Source organism: Ruegeria atlantica, assembly GCF_013032505.1.
Classification (GTDB): domain Bacteria; phylum Pseudomonadota; class Alphaproteobacteria; order Rhodobacterales; family Rhodobacteraceae; genus Ruegeria; species Ruegeria atlantica_F.
In genome coordinates, this window is record NZ_WQCG01000004.1 from 126,667 (window position 1) to 150,780 (window position 24,114).

Here is a 24,114-nt window from a genome sequence, read left to right on the forward strand (position 1 = left end):
TCGAGAACTCTTTAACACTGTTTGGGTCTTAGCTATGTCTTAATCACGCCAGCGGAGCGTCGCCGGCACTTGATATCTGCGTTGAGCTATCGGGAGCGCGCCAATGTTCTTTCTCCGTCCGGCACTTGCTGTAATTTGCGCATTGCCAATGTCCGCGATGGCCCAGTCCGAAGTGGCGGTTTCGGAAGGTCTGCAAGTAGAACTGAATACGGTTCAGGATGTCGGGCAAGCCTGTCGGCTGACTTTTGTGGTCGAAAACAAAACTGGTACCGCAATTGACGAGGCCAGCTTTGAGACGGTGATCTTTGACGCCTCTGGCAGCGTGGTCAGCCTGTCGATTTTCAATTTCCGTGATTTGCCAGCAGATCGCCCGCGTGTGCGCCAGTTCGACTTGCCCGGCAGAGATTGCGGCTCGGTCGGGAAGGCCCTGATCAACGGCACAAACTCATGCAAAGTGGCCGGGGCTGACAGTTCGGTATGCGAAGACGGGCTGAAACTGCAAAGCCGAACAGATGTGGAGTTGATTGGATGAGCCCCTTTGATGCGTTGCGCGAAGTCCTTGATCTGGGCGGTCCCGTTGTGGCGATCCTGATCGCAATGTCCGTGGTGACCGTAGCGGTCGCGCTTTACAAACTCTGGCAATTCGCCGCATCGGGCGTCGGGCGCCACCGGGTGTTGTCCGAGGCACTGGCGGCTTGGGATGCGGGCGATGCGCAAACCGCTCAAGCACGTTTGGCCAAAAGCCGCAGCTACCTTGCCCCGCTGGTACAGGTTGCGATGGAGGCCCCGGATACACCGGGTCTGGACCAAAGGCTGGATGCCGAGGCCGGTCTGGCGCTTGCGGGGCTTGAGCGTGGATTCCGCCTGTTGGACACTGTCGCACAGCTTGCGCCGCTGTTGGGTCTGTTCGGCACGGTTCTGGGGATGATCGAGGCGTTTCGCAGCCTTCAATCCGCAGGGTCGTCTGTCGACCCATCTCTGCTTGCCGGCGGGATCTGGGTGGCCCTGCTGACAACGGCCGTAGGTCTGGCCGTGGCGATGCCGACTTCGATGCTGCTGTCCTGGTTCGAAAGCCGCACCGCGCGCGAGCGGGTTTTCGCGGACAAGGCGCTGCGGACAATTCTGGTGCCGGGGCAGGCTGTTGCGCAGGCCGACGATGTTCGGGCTGTGGCGACCGCCCCCGGACATGCGTAACACAGCGCCCTTTGTCCGACGTCCCATGTCGATGACGCCTCTCATCGACGTGATTTTCCTGCTGTTGCTGTTCTTCATGCTGACCTCGACCTTTTCCAAATATGGCGAGATCGAACTGAGTAACGCAGTGGGCGGCAGCGCGACTTCGGACACACCAACCGAGCGGCTGTTCCTGCAGTTGGGGGCCGAAAGACTGGTGCTGAACGGGCAGCCGATGACCCTTGATGATCTGGAAACGCAACTGGAGGCCGGGCAGGTTCTGGTCAGTTTGGACCCGGACACTACGGCGCAGCGCGTCATCGACGTATTGGTCCGACTGCGAGGGCGCGAGGATTTAAGCGTTCTGGTGCTGGAATGATCAAGTACAGGCGCCCCAAACGCAGACGCGACTCAACTATTGCGCTGATCAACGTCGTTTTCCTGATGCTGATTTTTTTCCTGCTCACTGGCACGCTGGCCCCGCCGCTGGATCCGGATCTTGAGCTGGTCAATACCTCAGAGCTTGAAGGGCGCGAGCCGCCCGATGCGCTGATCCTGCACGCCGATGGGATGCTAAGCTTTCGTGGAGTACCAACCGACCCTGAAACACATATGCGTGGCCAAGGGGCTGAAGCCGTGCGCATTGTCCCTGATCGAAACGCACCGGGTCCCCGTTTGATTGAGGTGACCGGCGCCCTACGCCGGTTGGGCGCTACGTCAGTCTTTGTTGTAACCGAGAAGGCGCTGGAATGATCCGGCGCTCGGCCATGATTGCGGCGGCAGCCATTTTGGTGTCGCTGTTTGTCCACCTGATGGGTCTGAGCGTGACCGGGCAACGGCTTGCGGAAGACGTGCCCGGCGGCCGGGCACCGGAATCAATTGAGCTGAGCACCACATTCGAGGACCTGGCCGAAATTGTGGCCGAGCCGGTTGAACCTGAACCGGCTGAGGCGCCGGAACCTCCGGTTGAAACGGTGCCCGAGGAACCTGAAATCCCGGTCAGTGAGGCGCTGGTTGCGTCTGACAACCCGCAAGAGGTTTATGCGCCCGATATCGGTGAGGCGGAGGTGGTTCAGCCGATTGCCACGGAACCTGTTGAGCCCGATGTGGCGGATACTGAAAACACATCCGACGGGGATGCCGCCGCCAGCGAAGAAACCAACGAAACCCCACCGGTTCAGGCGGAAGCTACGACCGATGCGCCCGAAGGAAATCCTGAGGCAGACGCGGCCGAGCCAGAGATTGCCACCGAGGCCCAGCCGGTTGCGCCCGAACCGCAAGAATTGGCTGCCTTGCCGGTCACTCCGTCACCCGAGGCGGCAATCCCCGTCGTTCCGTTGGAATCCGATGCGATTGATCCGGATGATCCGGTTGAACCGACCGAACAGGACGCAACCGAAGACGGGACGGAACTGGCCGTGACGAATTCGATCCGACCGCAACGCCCTGAACGCCAGCAAGTGCCCGAAAGGCGGGGCGTTTTGAACGGCGCGCGGGACTTCAGTGCGTTGCAGTTCCCAGCTGAAGAAGTTGAGTCACCTCTTTATGCCTATAGACGGGAAGGGTTGGACGCGTTCACATCTGGCAGCAGCGGTAGTCGTGCGGGCGGGCGCGGCCCCGGCAATTCGGACACCACGAACTATGCGGGCGAGGTCCTGGTTCACCTGAACCGTGCCCCTCCGGTGTTTGTGGCCGCCCGAGGGTTTGCCAAGGTGTTTTTCGAGATCAATCCAGATGGCACGCTTAGTTGGGTCGATGTCATCGACAGTTCCGGATCGTCCGAGGTTGACCGGGCCGCAAGGGCGCAGGTTCAGGCGGCCTCGCCCTTTCCGCTGCCGCCGGGTGGCGTCAGCCGCAAACTGTCCTTCTTCTACACCAGCAATTGATTGGTGGAATTCATCACCCGGTTCACCCGACACGGAACCCGTTTTGAGCGGGATTTTGCCCGAATCTGCGCATTTTAGGCAGGTGGGATCTGACCTTGGGAAGTCTCAATTGCAAACATGTACGTTTTTTGGCATTTAAAGGGGTGTCGTCGCATTTCTTTGATCAACTTTTTGTAACGAAACACAGCTGATCGCGAAACATACGTAAATACTCAGGAAATTGGGTTTTGTACGGTTTTCTGCATTTGCAAAGATGCAACAAATACCAACTTTGCCCAGAATGAAATGCAGCGAAACCATTGCGCACGCTCGGAATTTGTCCGAGTAGGCCAGCAGTCGCCCTAGCGGCTGCACTCCTCTCAAAACTTGTGGGTTTACCATGAAAAATCTTCTCATTGCATCGACGGCTCTGATTGCAACTGCAAGCGTTGCAGCGGCCGACGTTAAATTCAGCGGCTACGGTCGTTTTGGTATTGGCTACCAAGAAGATCGCACCGGTACTGTTAACAACTTTACCACGGACGCAAACGGCGACATCGTCGCTGATGGCACCGCGGACGTCGACACCGACAACACCATCCTGGTCTCGCGTTTCCGCCTGAACATCGACGGCACCGCAGAAACCGATGGCGGCGTTGAGTTCCAGGCGCGCGTTCGTCTGCAGGCTGACGACGACTCTGGCAACGGCGAACAGAACAGCGCGGGTCTGAACGGCGCACGCTTCTCGGTCATTTACGGTGGTCTGCGTGTTGACGCGGGCAACGTTGCTGGTTCTTTCGACAACCTGGCCAACTACTTCGGTAACGAACCGGGCCTGGAAGAGTTCCTGGGTCAGTATTCGGGCGTTGACTACAGCTTTCTGGAGTACACATCGACCGGTTCGGGTGCGAATGCCGTGTTCTTCCAGTACGCAATTGGCGACTTTGCCTTTGGCGCGTCTTACGACCAAGCAACCATCGCGTTTAATGGCGTTCCGCAAGATGCAGACCGTTGGGACATCAGCGCAACCTACACCTTCAACAACATCACTGCCGCTCTGGCTTATGGTCAGACCAAGGCGAACGTGAACAGCGCCAGCGAAAAGCAGTCGCTGACCGTTCTGACCCTGGGCGCAGAATTCGGTGACTTCTCGGGCACCTTGTTTGTTGCGGACGACGACGTTGTTGATGACGCCGAGAACGGTACCGCATACGGTCTGTCGCTGGCATACAACCTCGGCGCTGCAACCACCCTGCAGTTTGCTTATGGTGACGGTTCGGCTGACAACGATACCCGTAACATCGGTATTGGCGCAATCTACGATCTGGGCGGCGGTGCATCGCTGCGTGGCGGTATCGGCGAAATCAAAACGGGTGACGAAGACGGGCGCATCCGCGCTGACTTCGGTGCTCAGTTCAACTTCTAAGTTGATCTGAATCCGATTTCCGAAAGGGCGGGCCTTAAGGTCCGCCCTTTTGCTGTTTCTGGCGTTCTATTTCTTTTCGAAAAACAGAATGACCTCGCCCAACCGGACACCATAGCGCGAGACATAGGCCCGGTTCAGCAAGCGGTCATCGTCCAGCAACCACATCCAGTCATCGAAGTTGACCCGCATCGTGCCCTCTTTCACCGGCAGATCGATCTTGTATGTCCAGTTGAACGTATCGCCACGTTCGACCCCGTTGGCGGTGCCCAGAACGCCAGGTGCGGTGCCTGTCCAGGTATCTTCGCCGGTTTTAGTCAGCGTCCAGATACGCTGTTCGGTGGCACCGTCATCGTAGAGGAAATCCTCGACCAGGGTCAGCGTTTCACCATCCCACGTTCCGTCGATATCCACCGTAAATCGGCGCGGTACGTTGCCCAGAACATCCTGAAACTGACCATAGGCGACGGTTTTACCTTCAAAAAACTCTTCAAGGTTCAACTGCCGGTCTGACAGAAAGGTCTTGGGAATGCGCGGTTTGGCCGAACAGGCGGTTAGAAGGGCAAGACCAGCGATTGCCAGACCCGCTATAAGGACCCGGCGTGAGATCATTGCACCAGCCTCTGTTCTGCGTCGGCATCATAGCCGTTCGTACCGCTAACATGCGCGGCTTTGACCTCGGGCGCAGGGCGCATCGTGGCAATCAGCTCTGCGACCTTGATCCCGAATTTGCGCATTTCGGAACGATTCATGATCACACCGTTTTCGGTCAGGTACATCCAGTCGGTGACGTCCAGTGTATGGCCGCCAGCGTCTTCGGGTAGGATGATGCGATAGGTCAGTTTGACGGTGGACCCCGAAATCGTTCCCGTTCCTTCGCCGACAATGTCATCTGCTGTGGCCGTAAAGGTATTGCCCGTGCCCAGCGTCAGGTACCATTTGCGCGTCATCTGTTTGCCGTTGGAATAGGTGAAGTGCTCGGCCAGCGTGCCGGTGTTGCCATCCCAATTCCCAACCATGCGGGCGACAAAGCTGTTCGACATCTTGCCGTTTGGCCCATAGATCAGCCCTTCGGACAGGATCTCTCCGTTCAGGACCTCTTTCATCTTAAACGCTGGCCCGGTGCCGGTGTAATCGGCTGGTGTTTGCGACCGAAAGCTCAGGAACCGGTTCTTGGCGACGAAAAGCGCGAGGATGGCGAGCAGAAAAACAACAAGCGTTTTCATTTGGCTGTGACCTCCGTTGGCAGCGTCAGGACCATTCCAAACGCGCCGAGTTTAAGGATGCAGGGCAGCACCGCATAAGCCAGATTGAGCGTGTCTAAGGCTTGTACGGAGTTCGACTGTCCGGGCGAAAAGCCGCTGCGTTCCAACAGCGGCAAAGTGAAAAAGGCGGCGAGCGCAAGGCCAAGCTTGCCAGCGAAAGACCAGATGCCGAACGCGGCTGAGGCATTTAGCCCAGCGCGAGTCAAAACGACCGAGAACATGGCGGGCAGAACCACCATATCGGCTCCAAGTGCTGCGCCCGAAGCAAGGCAGATCAGGGCAAAGCCCAGCAGTTCGCCGGCCGGCAACATCGCAGCACCAATAAAGCTGGCGATAGACAGCGGCATGGCGATGATCAGAGTCTGTTTCGGGCCAATGCGGTTGCTGAGTTTGGCCCAAAGCGGAACGCTGGCACCGGCGCTGAGGAAGAACAGGATCAGCAACGGGCCCGCCTTGCCCGGAAGTTGCAACCGGTCTTCGACGAAGAACAGAAACAGGGTCGAGGTGATGGCGACCGGCAGGCTGTTGACCAAAGCCAGCGCCAGAAGGCGCAGCGCCCCGGCCTGACCCAATCCGGCGAAAGACAGGCCCTCACCCGTAATCGGTGTCCGCCGCCACATCGGGAAGGTCACCGCGATGGTGACGATCGACAGGACGCCCAGGAACAGGCCAAAGGCTGGATATCCCTGCGCACCGGCCCCGAAAGCCACGAACAGCGCAGGCGCGCTGGCGGCAATGACAACCCCGGCCAGTTGTCCACCTTCGCGAAAGGCCGCTAGTGTCATCAGCTCTTTCGCGTCAGGTGCTTTAGCCAGTGTCGCGCTGCGCCCATAAAGCAGGATGGTTCCAAGGCTATAGGCCGAGAACAGCAGGATCAGGATCAGGATCAGTGATGTCACGCTTGCGCCTTCGGGCAGTGCAAAGAGCAGCGGGAAGCCTATGGCCAGCCCAATTGCGGCCACAGCGGCGAATGCCAACTGGCCACCCGGCCAGCGGTCAATCGCCCAGCCAATCAGCGGGTCCTGCACCAGATCCACCAGTCGGATCACCAGCAGAACAGTGCCGATCACGCCTAGGCTGATCCCAAGGTTTACGGCCGCAAAGCGCGGCAGGTGTATATAAAGGGGGATACCCGCCGCCGCGAGCATCAGCGCATAGAGGCTGACCCGTGGATACAGCATCATTGCCCCTTCAACTGGCGCGTAAAGCTTGCCGACCTGGTGTTGTCGCCAAGAAAGATCGACATGAATGTCTTTTTGATGCCCTGTCCGGTCAGGTTGCAGGTTTTGCGCCCGTTGAGCCAGAAACCAACCTTGTTCGGCCCATCCGAAACAGCCAGATAAACATCACCTTTGCTGACGGCCTCAAAGCACTGTCCCAGGTTGGCCTGTGTCAGCCCGCTGTTGCCCTGCCGTTTCATTTCATCAAGCGTGGATTCGATCAAAGCCTTCTGCTTGATGTTCTTGCGGTAGGTCAGCTGCAAACCGAAATCCTCACTCCATCTGAACGGGGCGCCACCGGCCGTAAACAGCTTCGCGTCATAAATCGGCAGGCCCAGATACCGGAACGTTGCCGATCCGCGCAATTCGGCGCTCGGCAATGCATTCGATACGGTTGAAGCGGCCAGCCCGCTTGGGGCCAGCAAAGCCAATGAAAGAAGAATAGCGCGCCAGAATGGATTACTCTGCCGCAACAGGGATGACCGGGTCTTTATCCAGAACGCCATTGTCAGCTCCGATGGTTTGCGGGGTGCCATTCAATTGCTCGACAACATGCATCGCGCTGGCAATCCCGTCCTCGTGAAAACCGTGCCGGTTGTATGCGCCGGCAAACCACGTTTTGTTCTGTCCCTGCATCTCGCGAATTTGACCTTGTGCCTTCAGGGCTGCCTGATCGAACACCGGGTGGGCAAACTCGACCTCGTCATAGATCTTGTCCGCGGGAATATCTGCCGAGACATTGAGCGTCACAAACATCGGATCGCTGTCCGGAATGTTCTGCAACCTGTTCATCCAATAGGTGACGCCGACATTTCCGGCTTGCGACCGATAGGTCCAGCTTGACCAGCAGGCCCGCCTTTTGGGCATCTGGCCGGGGTCGCAATGCAAAACGGCCTTGTTGGGTTGGTACTTGATCGCACCGAGGGCGGCTTTTTCCTCGGATGTGGCGCTGTCGCCCAGAATGGCCAGCGACTGGTCGGAATGGGTTGCGAGGATGATCTCATCATACAGATCGGCCTGACCTTCGCTGTATACAGTTACGCCCAGCTCATTCCGCTGAACGTTCTGAACCGGAGCAGCAACGCGGATTTCGCAACCGCGGGCACGCAAAGCGGCTTCGATGCGGCGGACATATTCGATGCTGCCGCCTTTGACCGTCCACCATTGGTGTTGTTTGGTTCGATCACCGGCCAGCAAAGCATGATTTTGGAAGAACTGTACCAGCGACCGCGCCGGAAAGCGGTCAATGAATTCGACAGGGGTGGACCAGATCGCTCCGCACATAGGCATCAGATAGTTGTGGCGGAACCAGTGGCCCAGTCTCAGTTGATCAATCAGTTCCCCAATTGTGGTGTCATCGTCCTTGGCTGCTTCTGGCGCCTCTTTGCCAAAGCGCAGGATGTCAGAGATCATCTTGTAGTAGGCTGGTCGCATCAGGTTACGCTTTTGCGCGGTCAGCGTGCGCAGATTGTTCAGCCCGTATTCGAGGCGACCATTGTCGATCGTCGCACCAAAACTCATCTCGCTTTTGATTACAGGGACGTTCAATTCATCGAACAGCCTGGTGAGGTTGGGGTAGGTGGAATAGTTGAATACGATAAAACCGGTGTCGACCGGTTGATCCCCGTTTTTGCCAGCCATCACCGTTCGGGCATGTCCGCCCAGTCGTGGCTCGGCCTCATAGACCGTTACATCATTGTTTTCGGATAGGTAGTAAGCTGCGGATAAGCCTGAAATGCCTGCACCTACAATTGCGATTTTCTTGCGTGAGCCCCGTGGTTCGTCGAACATGTGATCCCCTTAGTGCGACATTTAAAAAGGATTACGTACTAGTTGCGGGTACGGATCAATCACGTTGGACTTTTTTTGAGCGTGCGTTACTTCGTAAAGTCTGCCCGATTTTTGGAGCAGTCACGTGATCCAGCTTTGGTACCTGACCGTAAAATCCCTAACATGTCTGAAAATCACGAAACCAATGTCCGGATCATGTGTTCCCGACAGTGCGGATAGCCCAAGCATGAACAGTTTTGACGGAAAAACTATTTGGATTGTTGGCGCCAGCGAGGGCCTGGGCCGATCCTTGGCTCAGGCGCTAAGCCGTCAGGGGGCACATCTGGTCCTATCGGCGCGCAATGCGGCACGACTGGCCGAGATCTGCGAAACCCTTCCGAACGCGCGGGCGGTGCCGTTCGACGTGACCGACCTGAAGGCTGTGCGCCGCGCCGTGGCAGAGGTCGGTGTTGTGGATGGTCTGGTTTACAATGCCGGGTCCTATGAGCCGATGAAATCAGCCGATTGGGATACCGATGCGGTTCTGTCCATGACAGACGTGAATTATCTTGGCGCGCTGCGCGTGTTGGGCGAGACGGTGCCCGGATTTGTGCGCGCGGGTCGGGGTGACATCACGCTGATCGGGTCTTTGTCTGGTTATCGCGGGCTTCCGGCTGCGGTTGGGTATGCGGCGAGCAAGGCAGCGCTGGTCTCTCTGGCTGAAACGATGCGATTTGATTTGGCAGGCACGGGGGTAACCGTGCGGATCGTCAATCCAGGCTTCATTAAGACCCGGCTGACCGAAAAGAACACTTTCAAGATGCCGATGCTGATGACACCCGAGGACGCGGCGGACCGGGTGGTCAGGGCGATGTCGCGCCGCCGGTTCCGCACCGATTTCCCGGCACCGTTCTCTTGGGTTATCCGTTTGCTGGATTACCTGCCGGATTGGCTGATTTACCGCGGAAAATAGACTCTAATATGGCGTTCTAACCAAACTGCCCGTGACAGAACCAGCCTGCCGACATCGTGCCGCCATGGCCGTAAAACAGCCACAGCCGCTCACCCTGTTCGGTGACAACCACCCAGTAGTCCCGCACGCCGCTACGCCAGTTGGGATCGTCCAGCCACCATTCGGGTGCGATCCGTTCCGGACCGGTGGCCTGTGCCAATTGCCAGTCGCGCCCGCGCCAGCGAAAGGCGGCTGGAACATCCGGGGCTTCAGCGGCCATCACCGGCTCGGGCTGCCACATCTGCAACGGACGCGGGCGCGACGGGGCAGGCCAGTCACGGGCGGGTTCCGACCACGCCGCCGCCAACGTCTGCGCGGTTTTTTCGGGGATATGTGAGGCTGCCGGGTGCCGACGGGTGATCACGTCCAACCCTACTCGGGCGCCCAGTTTGCCGATCAGGTCATCGACGGCGGTATTGCCCTCCAGCCGCGCGCGGGCTACGCGACGCGCCTCGGCGTGACCGGCCACTGTGCGGGCGTGAATGGGTTCGGTCTGGATCGCCTCGAGCCGCAGCATGTCGATGCCATAGCCTGCGTCGATCTTATCAATTTTCATCTCTAACAAAGGGCGAATGCGGTGTTTGTCATAGGTTGGGCGAGCCAGACCAACCTCGATGATCTCAGCCGCCTGATCGGCGCGATGTGCCTCAAGCCGCAGGGTACGCACGCCGCGTGCCTTCTCTTCGAGCTTCGCGCAAAGCGTGGGCAGCACCCGGTCGATTGCGGCCATCACGTCCTCGATCAGGCCGATCGGATTGGGCAGGGTCATCCGCACCGCAAAGTGATGGGGCGGACGTGCGGGCGAGACCGGCTCGGGAGCGCTGCCCATCGCCTGATCTAATCGCAGAACCAGCCCTCGCCCAAATCGCCGTGCCAAACTTGCACGCGGCTGGCCCAGCAGATCGCCGATCCGGCGCAGGCCCAGTCGGTTTAGTTGTGCGACTACCTGATCCTCAAGGCGCAGCGCTGCAATCGGCAGGGGGCTGAGCGCGCCATAAGATTGCCCTGGTGCTGCGATCCGTGCGCCGCCACCCAGGGCCATCACTTGCGGTGCAGCCCCGCCCTTGGTCCAGTGTCGCCGTTTACCCGCCCGTGCGCGGGTGGCGCGGGCCTCTTGACTGATGGCGTCACCGTTGCGATCTGATGTGGCCTCTTGCCCTGCATACCGCGCCAGCGCCCAGGCCGCGCCCAGCGTGTCGGCGATGCCCATCTGCACGCTTAGCCCCATATCTGCACAGTCGGTTTCAATGACGCTCAGTAGTGCCTCTTCCCCGCCGAACAGATGCGTGCAGCCTGACAGATCGACGACCAGCCCGTCCGGGGCCTCTTCGGCCACCCAGGGGCTGAACTTGCCGGCCCAACGGCGCAGCGCGGTTAGAAACGCGGCCTCAGCCGGGGCGTTGCGGTGTCGCGTGATCAGGGCTGCACACATGGCGTGGGCATCACGCACGGGTTGACTCACACGCAGACCGGCGGCCTGCGCTTCCACGTTCAGCGAGGTAATCACCTGCATGTTTGACTGTTCCGCAACCACGGCCAAAGGGCCAGCATGCAGCCCCCGCGCAGCACGGATCAGCCGTTCAGCCCCCAGACGGGGAAACCACAGTGAGAGTATTCGGCGTTTTGGCATCGGCAGACATCAAAATGTTCTCATTTTGTTCTTACCCCAGAATCGCCCGCCGAGTCCACGCTTACCCGCAGGTCAGGCGTTGAATGATCCCCGAGCCGCTCACGAAAACATTCAGCCGGTCAATGCGGTAATCCTGTGTGGCAATGTCATCAGGGCCCAGAACGCGTGACCGCTCAGGCAACTGGGCCTGAATAGTCGAAACCGGTTGGCCAATGGAATCGGCAAGCGCTTCGCCCTGGCAAAAGGCCAGATCAACCGAGGCGGCATCCGTCGACGCAGGTGTTGCAACAGGCGCTGTCGTCTCGGCGCAGGCTGCCAGCAGGACCAGAGCGGGAATAAATCGGTGCATTGGCGTTTCTCCTTCTGACAATGTCGTTACTGCAATATCAAACAATTAGCCAACCTGTCACCAAAGCGCAGTTGAAAACGCCCGGCAATTGACGCAGGGTCGGATCAAAGAAGACAGGGAGACAACGACAATGCGTACCCGTGCCGCCGTCGCCGTTCAGGCGGGCAAACCTTTGGAAGTGATGGATGTGAACCTCGAAGGCCCCAAGGCGGGTGAGGTTCTGGTCGAGATCAAAGCCACCGGCATTTGCCACACTGATGAGTTCACCCTGTCGGGTGCCGACCCCGAAGGTCTGTTCCCGGCCATTCTGGGCCATGAAGGCGCAGGCGTTGTGGTCGAGGTTGGCCCGGGCGTGACCAGTCTGAAGCCGGGCGATCACGTGATCCCGCTTTACACTCCGGAATGTCGTGAATGTGAGTACTGTCTGCACCCCAAGACGAACCTGTGTCAGGCGATCCGCGAAACCCAAGGCCAGGGCCTGATGCCTGATGGCACCTCGCGCTTTTCGACTTTGGACGGTGATCCGATCCTGCACTACATGGGCTGCTCGACCTTCGCGAACCACACGGTTCTGCCCGAGATTGCGCTTGCGAAAGTACGTGAGGACGCGCCGTTCGACAAGATTTGCTATATCGGCTGCGGTGTGACCACCGGTATCGGTGCGGTGATCAACACCGCCAAGGTGGAAATCGGCAGCCGCGCCATCGTGTTCGGTCTGGGTGGTATCGGTCTGAACGTTATTCAGGGTCTGCGCCTAGCCGGGGCAGATCAGATCGTCGGCGTGGACCTCAACCCTTCAAAGGTCGAAATGGCCACCAAGTTTGGCATGACTGATTTTGTGAACCCAAAAGAAGTCGAGGGTGACCTGGTGCCCTATCTGGTCAACCTGACCAAAGGCGGTGCGGACTATACCTTTGACGCCACGGGCAATGTCGGCGTGATGCGCGACGCGCTGGAATCGGCGCATAAGGGCTGGGGTGAGTCCATCATCATCGGTGTGGCACCTGCCGGAGCCGAAATCTCGACCCGCCCGTTCCAGCTGGTTACTGGCCGGTCATGGCGCGGCACGGCCTTTGGCGGCGCACGGGGCCGCACCGACGTGCCCAAGATTGTCGACTGGTACATGGACGGCAAGATCGAGATCGACCCGATGATCACTCATACAATGGGTCTGGACGACATCAACCATGGTTTCGATCTGATGCATAGGGGTGAAAGCATCCGGTCTGTGGTCGTTTACTAAGGCTCTAAACCTGCAGGAAATGCTGATGCGGCGCGCTGGAATGACGCGCCGTTTCTTATTCCCCCGGCCGCGTTGCCCCGGTATCTGAACGCGGTGACCGCACACGCAGAACCGGGGTGTTCGCCGAAGTGGTGTTGGTCCGGCTTTCGCGCCATACAACGTAGACGCCGGACGCGATGATGACGCTTGCACCCACTGCGACCCAGATATCCGGGCGTTCACCAAAGAATACCATTCCAAAGATCGTGGCCCAGATGATCTGGCTATACTGGCTGGGGGCAATAACTCCGGCGGGCGCGGCCCGATAGGCCAGAATGATCAGGTGCTGCGCGATGACCGAGAAAACACCGACCAGCGCCATCATCGCCAGGTGCAGCAAGGACGGCGGTTGATAGACAACGGGTTGTGCAAGGCTCATCACCGCGATGGCCAACAGCATGGGGTACAGGATCAGCACCGCCGAACGTTCTTCATTCCCGATCTTGCGTACCAGTACGGATGCGAAGGCGCTGCAAAAGGCAGCTGTCAGGGCGGCCAGATGGCCCAGCGTGATATCCGTTGCGCCTGGACGCAGGACAATCAGAACGCCGATCAAGCCAACGCCGACGGCGGCCCAGCGCTGGGCGCGGACCACTTCGCCGAGAATGGGGATCGACAGGACTGTCACGATCAGCGGGAAGGAAAACAGCAGCGAATAAACCTCGGCCAGCGGCAAAACCGAAAAGGCATAGAACGCGCAGGACATCGCGGTGACCATCAGGCCAGATCGCAGCAACACCAGCCATGGGTGATGGGGCAGAAAGTTCCCGGTTGTCCGGTCGGTCAGAATCGTGATGGCCATCGGCACAAAAGAAAACAGCGTGGCGAAAAAGATGATCTGCATCACCGAGTAGACGCCGCCAAGCGCTTTGATCAATGCATCATGGCTGGCAAAGACCGCAAAGCCCAAAAACGCATAGCCGAGTCCCCGGAGGGTGGAGTTCTGAGTGCTCATCTTTGTGGCCCCGGGTGATGTATCGGTGTTGTGACTGTGCCATCACACCGCAAGTGCGCGGGTGGCTTGCCCTTGAGTAAACTCATTTTGGTGGCGCGCATAGCCCCTAATTTACCGCTAACATTGCATGGCCGCCATGACGCGGGATCATCGCAGGATCGGTGGTGCGTCCTTGGGTTGGCGTGCGGATTGCACGCCCGCTTTCATTCCCACCCCGATGCGACGGGCCAGCGCGACCCAAGGCGTCGCGGTTTCAGAGGGCAGCGTCTGGGTTGCGACTTCTTCGAACAGGTCCAGCCAATGGGCGAAGAACTCGGGCTTTACGTCGGGCCGCTCGATATGGACTCGTTGCGGGTTGCCGTCATAACTGCGCTCGAACAAAATCGCGTTGCGCCAGAAGGCGGCGATCTTTTCCTCATGTGCGGGCCAATCGTGGACATGTTTGTTGAAGACGGGCCCCAGTACCGCGTCCTCTCGCACTCGGGCGTAAAATGCGTGGACCTGTGCGCTGATCTGGTTCGGCGTTACAGGAAAGCGCGGGGGTAAGGTTGGTTTGGTCATTTCAGGCCCGATTTCGACTCTGTTCAGGGCTAATATCCCGTTCTGCAGTCATGCGACAGGCGTGGTTTTGTCGCGCGGGTCCGGTGTCAGAATATGCCGCAGCAAGGCAACGGGATGCGCCTTAAGGCTGAGGCGGGTGGCCACGTAATCCTCAACCACCTGCTCACCCAGCGTCATTTTCGGCAGATAGGCTTCGGGTTCATCTAGTGCCTCGCCCTCCAGATCCTGCGAGAACAGCGGCAGAGGTTTGGCGGTGGCAATCGCCTTGGCCTGCCACAACGCCTCGCGCCGCGTCAGGTCGCAGGCGGCAAAAGCATCGGCCTCGGCCAGCCGTTCGATCACCGAGGGCCCCAGCCCGGCACGGCGCCAGACATCGTCGACCTGATGGTAGCCGTTACCACGTGCGGCGGTGAGCCAACTGGCGTCTTCTTCGCTCAGCCCCTTGATCTGGCGAAAGCCCAGCCGTAGGGCCAGCCCGCCCTGGCCGTCAGGCTCCATCACATTGTCCCAAAAGCTGGCGTTGATGCAGACCGGGCGCACCTGCACCCCGTGCTCGCGCGCATCCCGCACGATCTGGGCGGGGGCATAGAACCCCATTGGCTGCGAGTTCAGCAGCGCGCAGGCGAAGATGCCCGGGTGGTGGCATTTGATCCAGGCCGAGGCGTAGACCAGCAGCGCAAAGCTGGCCGCGTGGCTTTCGGGGAAACCATAGGACCCAAAACCTTCGATCTGCGAAAAACACCGCTCTGCAAAATCCTGTTCATACCCGTTGCGTTTCATACCGCGTAAGAAAAGCGCGCGGAATTCGCTGACATTGCCGTGCTTCTTGAAGGTCGCGAGTGAACGGCGCAAACGGTCCGCCTGTTCCGGAGTGAAGCCCGCGCCGACAATGGCAATCTGCATCGCCTGTTCCTGAAACAGCGGCACGCCCAGCGTTTTGCCCAACACCTCGCCCAGCTCGTCCGAAGGGAAGCTGACCTCCTCCTCACCATTTCGCCGCCGAATATAGGGGTGGACCATGTCGCCCTGAATGGGGCCGGGGCGGATGATGGCGACCTCGATCACTAGATCATAGAAATTGCGGGGCCGCATCCGGGGCAGAAAGTTCATCTGTGCCCGTGATTCCACCTGAAACACTCCAACAGAGTCTGCTTTGCAGAGCATGTCATAGACCACCGGGTCCTCGGGCGGCAGGGTTGCCAGCGTATAGCTGGTCTGATGGTGCTGGCCGATCAGGTCGAACGCCTTGCGGATGCAGGTCAGCATCCCGAGGCTGAGGACATCGACCTTCAGAATGCCCAACGAGTCGATGTCATCTTTGTCCCAGCAGATGACCGTGCGGTCCTCCATCGTGGCGTTCTCGATGGGAACAAGCTCGTCCAAGCGCCCTTCGGTGATGATGAAACCGCCGACATGTTGTGAGAGGTGACGGGGGAAACCGTCGATCTCATAAACCAGCATTAGAGTCTGTTTCAGCCGTCGATCCTCGGGGTCGAGGCCGATTTCACGCATGCGCTGAGCTTCAAGGCCGGAGGCGGAAAAGAAGCCCCAGAGCTGTGAAGATAAAGCTGAGATGGTGTCTTCCGTCAGCCCCATCGCGCGGCCAACCTCGCGGATGGCTCGTTTGCCGCGGTAATGCACGACCGTGGCACAGAGGCCCGCGCGTTCGCGGCCATAGCGGTCATAGATGTGCTGGATTACTTCCTCGCGGCGTTCATGTTCGAAATCGACATCGATATCGGGGGGCTCGTCGCGCGCTTCCGAGACGAAACGCTCAAAAACCATGGTGCCCATCTCGGGGCTGACCTCAGTGATGCCGAGGCAGAAACAGACCACAGAATTGGCCGCCGACCCGCGCCCCTGGCAGAGGATGCCGCGCGAGCGGGCGAAATGGACGATGTCGCGGACGGTCAGGAAATAGGGCTCGTATTTCAGCTTACCGATCAGGGTGAGCTCGTGCGCCAACATCTTTTGCGCCTTCTCGGACGCGCCTGCCGGATAACGCCATTTCAACCCTTCATGCGCCAGCCGATGCAAGCGCTGGGTCGGGGTTTCCTGTTCGCTGCCCTCGCTGGGATATTCATAGCGCAGCTCATCAAGTGAGAAGGTGAGTTGTTCGCTAAGTACGTGGGCTCGGGCAACGGCCCCTTCATGCCCTTTGAAAATGCGCAGCATCTCGGCCTCGGACCGGAGGCGCTGTTCCCCATTGGTCAGCGCATCGCGGCCCAGTTCATCCACCTTGCGACGTAGGCGGATGGCGGTCAGCACATCTGCCAACTTGCGGCGTGCACCGTGGTGCATCAGGGGCGTGGCACTGGCGAGGGTGGGGATGCCGAGTTGCTTTGAATCAGTCTCTAACAAAGGGAAGTGCGTACTATCGGCACCATCATACCGAGGGTGCATCAACAGATGCATCCGCCCGGCAAAGCGGCGCGTCAGCTGTTGCGCCTGCGTCCGCCATGCGTCCGCGCCGCCCGGAGATCGGGTTGCCTGTGGCCAGAGCAGAAGGTGGAGACCGTCGGAGAACTCCAACAGGTCGGACAGGTGCAGGATACAGTCACCTTTCTCAGCGCGCAGACGGCCTTTGGAGAGGATGCGGCACAGGTTGGCCCAGCCCTGCCGGTTCAGGGGCAGGGCGGTGACAGTGGGCGCATCGGTGAAGATCAGGCGCGCGGCCGGGATCAGGCGCGGCACCGCGTGGACGGGATATGAGGGCGGTTTGGGGATGTGATCGGGGCAGGGCGGGCCGATAGAGGTGTTCTGCGCCTCCCACTCCAACCGCTCGCGTACCTTGCGGGCGATCTCGCGCCCTTGGGTGTGGGCGCGGACAATCCCGGCGACCGAGTTGTCATCGGCAATCGCAATGGCAGGGAGGCCCAGGGTAACGGCACGCTCCATATACTCCTCGGGGTGAGAGGCCCCGGTGAGGAAGGTGAAGTTGGACGTGATCGACAACTCGACATACATGGCGATTCCCTATTATATTCACGTTTTGTTCTTTTTCGAGTCCTTTGCGCAGGAAACGGGTCGATTGGGGTCGGCCTCATGGACAATGTGGGAAAAAAGGAGACCCGAAATGTTTAAGATCACCGCATTACCAACTGACGACGTGCGCGCCCTTCAGGCCGGTCATCCCGATGCATATGGCGCAACGCCCGAACGCGCCATTTCGACCGGCGCGGGCAATCCCTGCCGCCATTGTTTGCGAAACATCCCCGAGGGCGAAGAAATGCTGGTTTTAGCCCATAGACCCTTTTTAGAGACACATCCGTACGCAGAAACCGGCCCGATCTTTCTGTGTGCGGCGCCTTGTGAACGTTTCGAAAAAAATGAGATGCCCGAAATTCTGACCTCATCGCCTGACTACCTAATCAAAGGTTATGGCACAAATGACCGCATCGTTTATGGCACAGGGGTGATCACGCCTACGGATCAGATCGGTGCGCAAGTCAGAGATATCTTTGCCCGCCCGGATGTCGCTTACATCCACGTCCGGTCCGCGAGAAACAACTGCTATCAGGCGCGGATCGACCGAGCCTAAAGCTTGACTCTATGCATTCCCCGGCGCGGCTGATCCGGATCATCAGCCGGTGCGTCCTCTAAACGGCTGGACGTCAGCGCGAGGAACACATCTTCTAGATCAGCTTCTTCGGTACGGACGTCGCGGATGCGGATATTTGCCGTGCGTACAGCTTCCAGCGCCTCCTCGGCGCTGGTTTGGGCGCTGCGGTATTGCAGGACAAGGCTGCCATCGTCGCGCAATGTGGCCTCGACTCCCTCAGTTACCGGAAGATCAATGACGGGGCTATCGGGAACGATGACCATGGTGCGACTATCCATGCGCCCGAGCAGGTTGGCAGTGCTGTCTTGCGCAATCTTTTCCCCGTGGTTGATAATGGCAATCTCGTCACACATCTCTTGCGCTTCTTCCAGGTAATGCGTGGTCAGGATGATGGTCATGCCCTGTTCGTTCAGCTTGCGCACATTGGCCCACAGCATCTGACGCAGTTCAATATCCACGCCCGCCGTTGGTTCGTCCAGAACAAGGATCTTGGGGTGGTGTACCAGCGCTTTGGCCAACAGCAACCGCCGCCGCATCCCGCCTGACAGGGTGCGGGCATAGGCCTCGGCCTTGTCACTGAGGCCGACCAGCTCAAGGATTTCATTGCTGCGCCGCTCGGATTTGGGCACACCGTACAGACCTGCCTGAACTTCCAATGCGCCACGCGGAGTGAAAAACGGGTCCAGGTTCAACTCCTGTGGCATAACGCCGATCGCGGCGCGGGACTGGCGTGGATTTCGATCCTGATCAAAATCCCAGATCGACACGGAACCTGCCGACTTCACCACCAGACCAGCCAGAATGTTGATCAGGGTCGATTTTCCGGCCCCGTTCGGACCCAGAAGGCCGAACACCGATCCGCGCGGAATGGTCAGGTCAATGCCCTTCAGCGCCTGTTTCTCGGGCTGGCCTTTGCCGCCGCGATAGGTTTTGCGCAGCCCTTCGATCCTGATTGCCGCATCAGTCATGAGACCCTTGCCCCCGGTTTGCTCATCGCTCATAAACGCACCTAATGCATGCCCGCGAGGCCGACAACCAGTGAAGGATCGCCAGCCGTGACACTTGATGCACCGGAAACCAAGATCGTCGAAACCGCCCGTGTCGCCTGTGACGGCGGCGAAGGCGCATTGGGACATCCGCGCGTTTGGTTGCAGATCCCTGAGGATACTGGCTGGGTCGAATGCCCTTACTGTGATTGCAAATATGTGCTGTCGGAGCAGAACGCGAAGTAATCTCGGAGGCCAGATGCTTTTTGCAGTGCAGCTTTTGCGAGTGTCGGATCAGGACCCGATTGCCACAGGCGGGCACCGAGACGTGTATGCTTGTCCGGGGCAATCACATTTGCTGGTAAAGGTGACGCGCCCGCGTAAACGGCCCAACCGATCCTTCGCAAAACGGCTGATACGGCAGCTTCTGCCCGATTCCGTTTATCGAAATGCGTTGAAGGAAATCGAAGGCGAGATGAAAGCCGCGTTGAAAAGTGGCACTGATATCGAGCACCTGCCCTTGGCAAGATGTTTTGGCATAGCGCAAACTGACATTGGCCCGGCGATCATCGTGGAACGGATCGAAACCGATGACGGGCAACTCGCACATCCCCTCGCGCGGTTGTGCGAGAAAGGCGCGTTGAGCGGTGATCATCTCAATGAACTGAACAGTTTTGCCAAAAAGCTGTTCCAGCTTCAGGTTGTTGCTCGCGATATTCACGAGACCAACATCGTTTACGGGCTGCGCAACGAAACCTGGATGTTTCTGCTGATCGACGGGTATGGAGAACGCAATCTTGTTCCCTTGCGCACACTGAGCCGGAGATTGAATGACCGGTCGCTGCACAAGCAGATGAACGGCATTGCCGAGCGTGTTGGACTGATCTGGGACAGGACGCGACAGGAATTCCGCGCCGTGTGACTGACGACCTGCGTTACCTATCCGGCGCTGTTTCCCGGCACTCTTGTGCGGATTGATCACCTTCTTTGCTGGCCACCCGCGCGGCCCTGTGGCAGAACCGTTTCCAACCAGAACGGAGCGCGCATATGAGCAATTTTGGAAAAGGGTGTCATCTGCATCTGATCGACGGATCGGCCTTTATTTTCAGGGCCTACCATGCGCTGCCACCGCTTACACGGAAATCGGACGGCTTGCCGATTGGCGCTGTTTCGGGCTTTTGCAACATGTTGCAGAAATATGTAGAGGGGAACGCCGGTCCGGATGCACCGACTCACGTGGCAGTGATTTTCGACAAGGGCTCGCACACGTTCCGCAACGATTTGTACGACCTCTATAAAGCCAATCGCGAGGCGATGCCCGAAGACCTGCGACCGCAGATGCCGCTGACCCGTGAGGCCACCAAAGCGTTCAACATCGCCTGCAAGGAATTGGAAGGGTACGAGGCCGACGACATCATTGCGACCCTGGCCGTGCAGGCGCGCGAGGCGGGTGGGCGTGTGACCATCGTTAGCTCCGACAAAGACCTGATGCAGCTGGTTGGCGGCGGCGTTGAAATGCTCGACGCTATGAAGAACAAGCGGATCGATCGGGACGGCGTGGTCGAGAAGTTTGGCGTCGGGCCAGAGCGCGTAGTCGATGTGCAGGCCTTGGCAGGGGATAGCGTGGATAACGTGCCGGGCGCGCCGGGGATCGGGGTCAAGACAGCGGCCTTGCTGATCAACGAATATGGTGATCTGGAAACGCTGCTGGATCGCGCGGAAGAGATCAAACAACCCAAACGCCGCCAGACGCTGATCGAAAAGCGCGACCAGATCGAGCTGTCGAAAAAGCTGGTGCAGTTGGATGAACAGACGCCGCTGGATTTCACTCTGGACGATCTTGAAGTGAAAGACCCCGAGCCGGACATTTTGCTGAGCTTTCTGGCCGAGATGGAGTTCCGCACCCTGACCAAACGCATCGCCGACAAGTTGGGGGCTGAGGCCCCGGTGATCGCTGATGCGCCTGCGCCGGTGGTTGAAGAGGCCGAGGCTGAGGCTATCCCCTTTGATGCGTCGAAATACGAGTGCGTGCGCGATTCCAGGGCGCTGCAAAAGTGGATTGATCAGGCATATGAGCGTGGCTGGGTTGCGGTGGATACCGAAACCACCGGGCTGAATGAAATGATCGCTGAACTGGTTGGTATTTCACTGTGCGTTGAGGCAGGTGAGGCTTGCTATGTCCCTCTTATTCACCGCGAAAGCGCAACGGATGATTTGTTCGGGTCGGATGCATTAGCCGAAGGACAGATGCCGCTGGATGAGGCTCTGACACTGTTAAAACCGATGCTTGAGGACCCGTCGATCCTGAAGATCGGGCAGAACATGAAATACGATGCCAAGATATTCAAGCGGTACGGCGTCGATGTGGCCCCGATCGATGACACTATGCTGATGTCCTATGCGATGCATGGGGGTGAGCACGGGCACGGCATGGATACCCTGTCAGAGCGGTATCTGAGCCACACGCCGATCCCGATCAAGCCTCTGCTGGGTTCGGGCAAGTCAGCGATCACCTTCGACAAGGTGCCGATCGATGAGGCAACGGCCTATGCGGCCGAAGATGCTGATATCACGCTGCGCCTTTGGAAACTGTTCAAGCCGCAACTGCATCAGGTCCAGGTGACAACGGTATATGAGACGCTCGAACGTCCGCTGGTGCCGGTTCTGGCCGAGATGGAAATGCATGGCATCAAGGTCGACCGCGATGTTCTGAGCCGCATGTCCAACGCGTTTGCGCAAAAAATGGCCGGATTAGAGGCTGAAATACATGAATTGGCGGGTGAGAATTTCAACGTCGGCTCGCCTGCGCAGTTGGGTGAGATCCTGTTCGACAAGATGGGCCTTGAGGGAGGCAAGAAGGGCAAGACCGGGAAATACTCGACTGGTGCGGACATTCTTGAGGATCTTGCGACCGAGCATGAGTTGCCGCGCCGGGTGTTGGACTGGCGGCAGTTGAGCAAGCTTAAGTCGACCTATACGGACGCGCTGCAGACCCATATCAACCCGGATACCGGGCGTGTGCACACGTCCTATTCGATCACTGGTGCAAACACGGGCCGCCTGGCTTCGACCGATCCGAACTTGCAAAACATTCCAGTTCGGACTGAGGAAGGCCGCCGTATTCGCGAGGCATTCATTGCCGAACCGGGGAATGTGATGGTCAGCCTCGACTATAGCCAGATTGAGTTGCGGATTTTGGCCCATATTGCCGATATTTCGGCCCTGAAACAGGCGTTTTCGGATGGTTTGGACATTCACGCCATGACGGCGTCCGAGATGTTCGATGTGCCGCTGGACGAGATGACGCCGGATATCCGCCGGCAAGCCAAAGCGATCAACTTTGGTGTGATCTATGGCATTTCGGGTTTTGGTCTGGCGCGTAACCTGCGCATTCCGCGGACCGAGGCGCAGGGGTTCATCGACCGCTATTTCGAACGCTTCCCGGGTATTCGCCGGTATATGGACGACACCGTCGCCTTCGCAAAAGAACATGGCTATGTGCAGACGCTTTTCGGTCGCAAAATCCACACGCCCGAGATCAACGCCAAAGGACCACATGCAGGCTTCTCGCGCCGGGCGGCAATCAACGCACCGATTCAGGGCACAGCGGCCGATGTGATCCGGCGCGCGATGGTACGGATGCCGGATGCGATCAACGGTTTGCCTGCAAAAATGCTTCTGCAGGTGCATGACGAATTGCTGTTCGAAGTGGCCGAGGGTTCAGTGGATCAAGTGATTGACGTCGCACGTGACGTCATGGAAGGGGCCTCGGACCCGGCGGTAAAACTGGACGTCAAGCTGAGCGTGGATGCAGGACAAGGCGCAAACTGGGCCGAGGCGCACTAGCTTTAGAAAAGACGGTGGCGCTGCTCATCAGGCCCGGCGGGCCCTCTTCGCAGCGGGTCAGTCCTGCGGTCTGACCCAGCCCTCGACCTTGCGTTTCACGGTGGGCCCGAGGGTCAGTATGACGGCAAAGGCGATTGGCCAGCAAAATGCCCATGATCCCATCCAGTCGCCTAAGGTGGATGGTCCGAACCCAACTGCTTTGACAGTTGCAATGCCGGTGACGATACAGGACATCAAGCCAGACATGATCAGGCCAAATACGGCATGGGCAAAACGGGCAGGGATCATTTCGGGTATCCTTAAGGTCGCGACGCCCCGTTTTTAGATACTTTCCGCTCAATTGCCAGACAGGATCAGGTGACGTGTTGTCCCATCCAGCCAAGTGATGTGGCCGTGCGGTGTGTAGAAGGGGTGTATTCGGCACTGACCCAATTGGCATAGCCACTGTTCTCCATCGCTGCAAACAGTCGCGTGAAATCTATAGGGCCGCGCCCTGGTTCAGAGCGGTCGGGCGCTGCTCCGATCTGGGCATGTGTGATCTTGGCGTGAAACTGTTCCCAGACGGCCAATGCGTCACCGTGGATCATGTGAGCGTGAAAGCTGTCATATTGCAATCCGACATTCGGGCGGTCCACACGGTCCAGAACCCTGACCGCCAGATCATAGTCATTCAGGAAGTAATCGGGTTGAGAAACCGGGTTCAGTGGCTCGATCGTAAACTGTTGTTGCGGTGCCTGGTCAGCCGCCCATTGCAGGTTATGGACCAAGCACGCAAACGCATCCGGACCTGAGGAATAGCCTGACATGATGTGGATGAGCTTTGGGCGCAGAACTTCTGCATAGCGCAGAACGCGGCGGATATCCGATTGGAACCGACCTTCACCCCCTGGAATGGCGGCATAGCCGGGTTCACCCCCGGTGTAATTGGGCGGGGGGGCATTGATCAAAACCAGATCGAGCCCGTTGGCGAGCAGAGCGCGATGAGTTTCCTTGGCAGCCAATTCGTACGGGAACAAAACCTCGACAGCTTTAAACCCGGCCTCCGCAGCGGCCTGAAACCGGTCGAGGTAAGGAAGCTCGGCAAAGAGCAGGGAAATATTCGCTGCGAATTTTGGCATATTTGGCCTTTGGATTGCTGCTGCGCTGACCTTATCCGCGTGGTGATTTCAGCGAAAGAGACTGAAAACGACAGTTTGTCGAAATTCGACCAGAACG

At 58.7% G+C, this 24,114-nt stretch carries 25 protein-coding genes; 12 read left to right on the plus strand and 13 right to left on the minus strand.

The annotated features are described in order from the left end of the window. The first annotated feature begins 103 nt into the window (after window positions 1-103). From GOW92_RS16175 to GOW92_RS16200, 6 genes are all read left to right on the plus strand, one after another. Window positions 104-532: a hypothetical protein gene (locus GOW92_RS16175; protein ID WP_170561795.1), complete on the plus strand. Its 429-nt coding sequence runs from the start codon at window positions 104-106 to the stop codon at window positions 530-532. Continuing rightward, window positions 529-1,194, plus strand: coding sequence for a MotA/TolQ/ExbB proton channel family protein (locus GOW92_RS16180; protein WP_170561798.1), 666 nt, complete (start codon window positions 529-531; stop codon window positions 1,192-1,194). The genes GOW92_RS16175 and GOW92_RS16180 overlap by 4 nt, the downstream gene beginning before the upstream one ends. 25 nt (window positions 1,195-1,219) lie before the next feature. Then, window positions 1,220-1,552: an ExbD/TolR family protein gene (locus GOW92_RS16185; protein ID WP_368040299.1), complete on the plus strand. Its 333-nt coding sequence runs from the start codon at window positions 1,220-1,222 to the stop codon at window positions 1,550-1,552. Further along, entirely contained in the window at window positions 1,549-1,926 is a 378-nt protein-coding gene (locus GOW92_RS16190) for an ExbD/TolR family protein (protein WP_170561801.1), read from the plus strand. The genes GOW92_RS16185 and GOW92_RS16190 overlap by 4 nt, the downstream gene beginning before the upstream one ends. Then, on the plus strand, window positions 1,923-3,059 hold the full coding sequence (locus GOW92_RS16195) for an energy transducer TonB family protein (RefSeq protein WP_170561804.1): 1,137 nt from the start codon (window positions 1,923-1,925) through the stop codon (window positions 3,057-3,059). The genes GOW92_RS16190 and GOW92_RS16195 overlap by 4 nt, the downstream gene beginning before the upstream one ends. 379 nt (window positions 3,060-3,438) lie before the next feature. Then, window positions 3,439-4,464, plus strand: a complete 1,026-nt coding sequence (locus GOW92_RS16200; protein ID WP_170561806.1) for a porin — start codon at window positions 3,439-3,441, stop codon at window positions 4,462-4,464. A gap of 66 nt (window positions 4,465-4,530) precedes the next feature. Here the strand turns inward: GOW92_RS16200 and GOW92_RS16205 are convergent, their stop codons facing one another. From GOW92_RS16205 to GOW92_RS16225, 5 genes are read right to left on the minus strand one after another with little or no spacing between them, the layout of a single operon-like run. Next, a complete protein-coding gene (locus GOW92_RS16205) occupies window positions 4,531-5,073 on the minus strand; it encodes a DUF3833 family protein (RefSeq protein ID WP_170561809.1) in 543 nt (180 codons plus the stop codon). Next, the gene (locus GOW92_RS16210; RefSeq protein WP_170561812.1) at window positions 5,070-5,687 is read right to left on the minus strand and encodes a DUF3833 domain-containing protein; all 618 of its coding nucleotides are present in this window, start codon (window positions 5,685-5,687) and stop codon (window positions 5,070-5,072) included. Before GOW92_RS16210 ends, GOW92_RS16205 begins: the two co-directional genes overlap by 4 nt. After that, entirely contained in the window at window positions 5,684-6,907 is a 1,224-nt protein-coding gene (locus GOW92_RS16215; protein ID WP_170561814.1) for an MFS transporter, read from the minus strand. The genes GOW92_RS16210 and GOW92_RS16215 overlap by 4 nt, the downstream gene beginning before the upstream one ends. After that, on the minus strand, window positions 6,907-7,452 hold the full coding sequence (locus GOW92_RS16220; RefSeq protein WP_170561815.1) for a hypothetical protein: 546 nt from the start codon (window positions 7,450-7,452) through the stop codon (window positions 6,907-6,909). The genes GOW92_RS16215 and GOW92_RS16220 overlap by 1 nt, the downstream gene beginning before the upstream one ends. Beyond that, window positions 7,406-8,737 (minus strand): NAD(P)/FAD-dependent oxidoreductase, encoded by a 1,332-nt coding sequence (locus tag GOW92_RS16225; protein ID WP_170561817.1) that lies wholly within the window; start codon window positions 8,735-8,737, stop codon window positions 7,406-7,408. The genes GOW92_RS16220 and GOW92_RS16225 overlap by 47 nt, the downstream gene beginning before the upstream one ends. A gap of 226 nt (window positions 8,738-8,963) precedes the next feature. Here GOW92_RS16225 and GOW92_RS16230 point away from each other — a divergent pair, with 226 nt between their 5' ends. Beyond that, window positions 8,964-9,689 (plus strand): SDR family NAD(P)-dependent oxidoreductase, encoded by a 726-nt coding sequence (locus tag GOW92_RS16230; protein ID WP_170561819.1) that lies wholly within the window; start codon window positions 8,964-8,966, stop codon window positions 9,687-9,689. Between the two features lie 16 nt (window positions 9,690-9,705). On the opposite strand, the gene GOW92_RS16235 is transcribed toward GOW92_RS16230, so the two are convergent. Together GOW92_RS16235 and GOW92_RS16240 are read right to left on the minus strand one after the other, a co-directional pair. Next, window positions 9,706-11,358 (minus strand): DUF6504 family protein, encoded by a 1,653-nt coding sequence (locus GOW92_RS16235; RefSeq protein ID WP_170561821.1) that lies wholly within the window; start codon window positions 11,356-11,358, stop codon window positions 9,706-9,708. A 61-nt stretch (window positions 11,359-11,419) separates the two neighbouring features. Then, entirely contained in the window at window positions 11,420-11,707 is a 288-nt protein-coding gene (locus tag GOW92_RS16240; protein WP_170561823.1) for an I78 family peptidase inhibitor, read from the minus strand. Between the two features lie 130 nt (window positions 11,708-11,837). Here GOW92_RS16240 and GOW92_RS16245 point away from each other — a divergent pair, with 130 nt between their 5' ends. Beyond that, window positions 11,838-12,950, plus strand: coding sequence for an S-(hydroxymethyl)glutathione dehydrogenase/class III alcohol dehydrogenase (locus GOW92_RS16245; RefSeq protein ID WP_170561825.1), 1,113 nt, complete (start codon window positions 11,838-11,840; stop codon window positions 12,948-12,950). 55 nt (window positions 12,951-13,005) lie between these two features. Here the strand turns inward: GOW92_RS16245 and GOW92_RS16250 are convergent, their stop codons facing one another. The 3 genes from GOW92_RS16250 to GOW92_RS16260 form a co-directional block, all read right to left on the minus strand. Next, on the minus strand, window positions 13,006-13,944 hold the full coding sequence (locus GOW92_RS16250) for a DMT family transporter (protein ID WP_170561827.1): 939 nt from the start codon (window positions 13,942-13,944) through the stop codon (window positions 13,006-13,008). Between the two features lie 147 nt (window positions 13,945-14,091). Continuing rightward, window positions 14,092-14,505: a group III truncated hemoglobin gene (locus tag GOW92_RS16255; protein WP_170561829.1), complete on the minus strand. Its 414-nt coding sequence runs from the start codon at window positions 14,503-14,505 to the stop codon at window positions 14,092-14,094. A gap of 48 nt (window positions 14,506-14,553) precedes the next feature. Beyond that, on the minus strand, window positions 14,554-17,472 hold the full coding sequence (locus GOW92_RS16260) for an error-prone DNA polymerase (protein ID WP_170561831.1): 2,919 nt from the start codon (window positions 17,470-17,472) through the stop codon (window positions 14,554-14,556). Window positions 17,473-17,581: 109 nt separating this feature from the next. Here GOW92_RS16260 and GOW92_RS16265 point away from each other — a divergent pair, with 109 nt between their 5' ends. After that, complete coding sequence (locus tag GOW92_RS16265) at window positions 17,582-18,046, plus strand: DUF1203 domain-containing protein (protein ID WP_170561833.1); 465 nt, start codon at window positions 17,582-17,584, stop codon at window positions 18,044-18,046. On the opposite strand, the gene GOW92_RS16270 is transcribed toward GOW92_RS16265, so the two are convergent. Then, window positions 18,043-19,035: an ABC transporter ATP-binding protein gene (locus GOW92_RS16270; protein WP_170562374.1), complete on the minus strand. Its 993-nt coding sequence runs from the start codon at window positions 19,033-19,035 to the stop codon at window positions 18,043-18,045. The two genes, GOW92_RS16265 and GOW92_RS16270, sit on opposite strands and share 4 nt — an antisense overlap. Window positions 19,036-19,122: 87 nt before the next feature. Between GOW92_RS16270 and GOW92_RS16275 the strand changes: the two genes are divergently transcribed. The 3 genes from GOW92_RS16275 (at window position 19,123) to polA (ending at window position 22,899) form a co-directional block, all read left to right on the plus strand. Beyond that, the gene (locus GOW92_RS16275; RefSeq protein ID WP_170561836.1) at window positions 19,123-19,299 is read left to right on the plus strand and encodes a zinc-finger domain-containing protein; all 177 of its coding nucleotides are present in this window, start codon (window positions 19,123-19,125) and stop codon (window positions 19,297-19,299) included. 13 nt (window positions 19,300-19,312) lie between these two features. Continuing rightward, on the plus strand, window positions 19,313-19,975 hold the full coding sequence (locus GOW92_RS16280) for a YrbL family protein (protein ID WP_170561839.1): 663 nt from the start codon (window positions 19,313-19,315) through the stop codon (window positions 19,973-19,975). 125 nt (window positions 19,976-20,100) lie between these two features. After that, complete coding sequence (gene polA / locus GOW92_RS16285; RefSeq protein ID WP_170561842.1) at window positions 20,101-22,899, plus strand: DNA polymerase I; 2,799 nt, start codon at window positions 20,101-20,103, stop codon at window positions 22,897-22,899. 57 nt (window positions 22,900-22,956) lie between these two features. Here polA and GOW92_RS16290 read toward each other — a convergent pair whose 3' ends face one another. Both GOW92_RS16290 and GOW92_RS16295 read right to left on the minus strand, forming a co-directional pair. Next, on the minus strand, window positions 22,957-23,187 hold the full coding sequence (locus GOW92_RS16290) for a DUF2798 domain-containing protein (RefSeq protein ID WP_170561845.1): 231 nt from the start codon (window positions 23,185-23,187) through the stop codon (window positions 22,957-22,959). 65 nt (window positions 23,188-23,252) lie between these two features. Continuing rightward, window positions 23,253-24,017 carry a hydroxypyruvate isomerase family protein gene (locus GOW92_RS16295; protein ID WP_170561848.1) on the minus strand — a complete coding sequence of 255 codons (765 nt, stop codon included), beginning with the start codon at window positions 24,015-24,017 and terminating at the stop codon, window positions 23,253-23,255. Between the last annotated feature and the right edge of the window lie 97 nt (window positions 24,018-24,114).

Coding starts and splice junctions, on each gene's coding strand:
- GOW92_RS16280 (WP_170561839.1), top strand. CDS start 19,313: ATGCTTTTTGCAGTGCAGCTTTTGCGAGTGTCGGATCAGGACCCGATT.
- GOW92_RS16290 (WP_170561845.1), bottom strand. CDS start 23,187: ATGATCCCTGCCCGTTTTGCCCATGCCGTATTTGGCCTGATCATGTCT.
- GOW92_RS16255 (WP_170561829.1), bottom strand. CDS start 14,505: ATGACCAAACCAACCTTACCCCCGCGCTTTCCTGTAACGCCGAACCAG.
- GOW92_RS16200 (WP_170561806.1), top strand. CDS start 3,439: ATGAAAAATCTTCTCATTGCATCGACGGCTCTGATTGCAACTGCAAGC.
- GOW92_RS16205 (WP_170561809.1), bottom strand. CDS start 5,073: ATGATCTCACGCCGGGTCCTTATAGCGGGTCTGGCAATCGCTGGTCTT.
- GOW92_RS16185 (WP_368040299.1), top strand. CDS start 1,220: ATGTCGATGACGCCTCTCATCGACGTGATTTTCCTGCTGTTGCTGTTC.
- GOW92_RS16245 (WP_170561825.1), top strand. CDS start 11,838: ATGCGTACCCGTGCCGCCGTCGCCGTTCAGGCGGGCAAACCTTTGGAA.
- GOW92_RS16230 (WP_170561819.1), top strand. CDS start 8,964: ATGAACAGTTTTGACGGAAAAACTATTTGGATTGTTGGCGCCAGCGAG.
- polA (WP_170561842.1), top strand. CDS start 20,101: ATGAGCAATTTTGGAAAAGGGTGTCATCTGCATCTGATCGACGGATCG.
- GOW92_RS16180 (WP_170561798.1), top strand. CDS start 529: ATGAGCCCCTTTGATGCGTTGCGCGAAGTCCTTGATCTGGGCGGTCCC.
- GOW92_RS16195 (WP_170561804.1), top strand. CDS start 1,923: ATGATCCGGCGCTCGGCCATGATTGCGGCGGCAGCCATTTTGGTGTCG.
- GOW92_RS16250 (WP_170561827.1), bottom strand. CDS start 13,944: ATGAGCACTCAGAACTCCACCCTCCGGGGACTCGGCTATGCGTTTTTG.
- GOW92_RS16270 (WP_170562374.1), bottom strand. CDS start 19,035: ATGACTGATGCGGCAATCAGGATCGAAGGGCTGCGCAAAACCTATCGC.
- GOW92_RS16265 (WP_170561833.1), top strand. CDS start 17,582: ATGTTTAAGATCACCGCATTACCAACTGACGACGTGCGCGCCCTTCAG.
- GOW92_RS16235 (WP_170561821.1), bottom strand. CDS start 11,358: ATGCCAAAACGCCGAATACTCTCACTGTGGTTTCCCCGTCTGGGGGCT.
- GOW92_RS16210 (WP_170561812.1), bottom strand. CDS start 5,687: ATGAAAACGCTTGTTGTTTTTCTGCTCGCCATCCTCGCGCTTTTCGTC.
- GOW92_RS16215 (WP_170561814.1), bottom strand. CDS start 6,907: ATGCTGTATCCACGGGTCAGCCTCTATGCGCTGATGCTCGCGGCGGCG.
- GOW92_RS16260 (WP_170561831.1), bottom strand. CDS start 17,472: ATGTATGTCGAGTTGTCGATCACGTCCAACTTCACCTTCCTCACCGGG.
- GOW92_RS16295 (WP_170561848.1), bottom strand. CDS start 24,017: ATGCCAAAATTCGCAGCGAATATTTCCCTGCTCTTTGCCGAGCTTCCT.
- GOW92_RS16220 (WP_170561815.1), bottom strand. CDS start 7,452: ATGGCGTTCTGGATAAAGACCCGGTCATCCCTGTTGCGGCAGAGTAAT.
- GOW92_RS16240 (WP_170561823.1), bottom strand. CDS start 11,707: ATGCACCGATTTATTCCCGCTCTGGTCCTGCTGGCAGCCTGCGCCGAG.
- GOW92_RS16225 (WP_170561817.1), bottom strand. CDS start 8,737: ATGTTCGACGAACCACGGGGCTCACGCAAGAAAATCGCAATTGTAGGT.
- GOW92_RS16190 (WP_170561801.1), top strand. CDS start 1,549: ATGATCAAGTACAGGCGCCCCAAACGCAGACGCGACTCAACTATTGCG.
- GOW92_RS16175 (WP_170561795.1), top strand. CDS start 104: ATGTTCTTTCTCCGTCCGGCACTTGCTGTAATTTGCGCATTGCCAATG.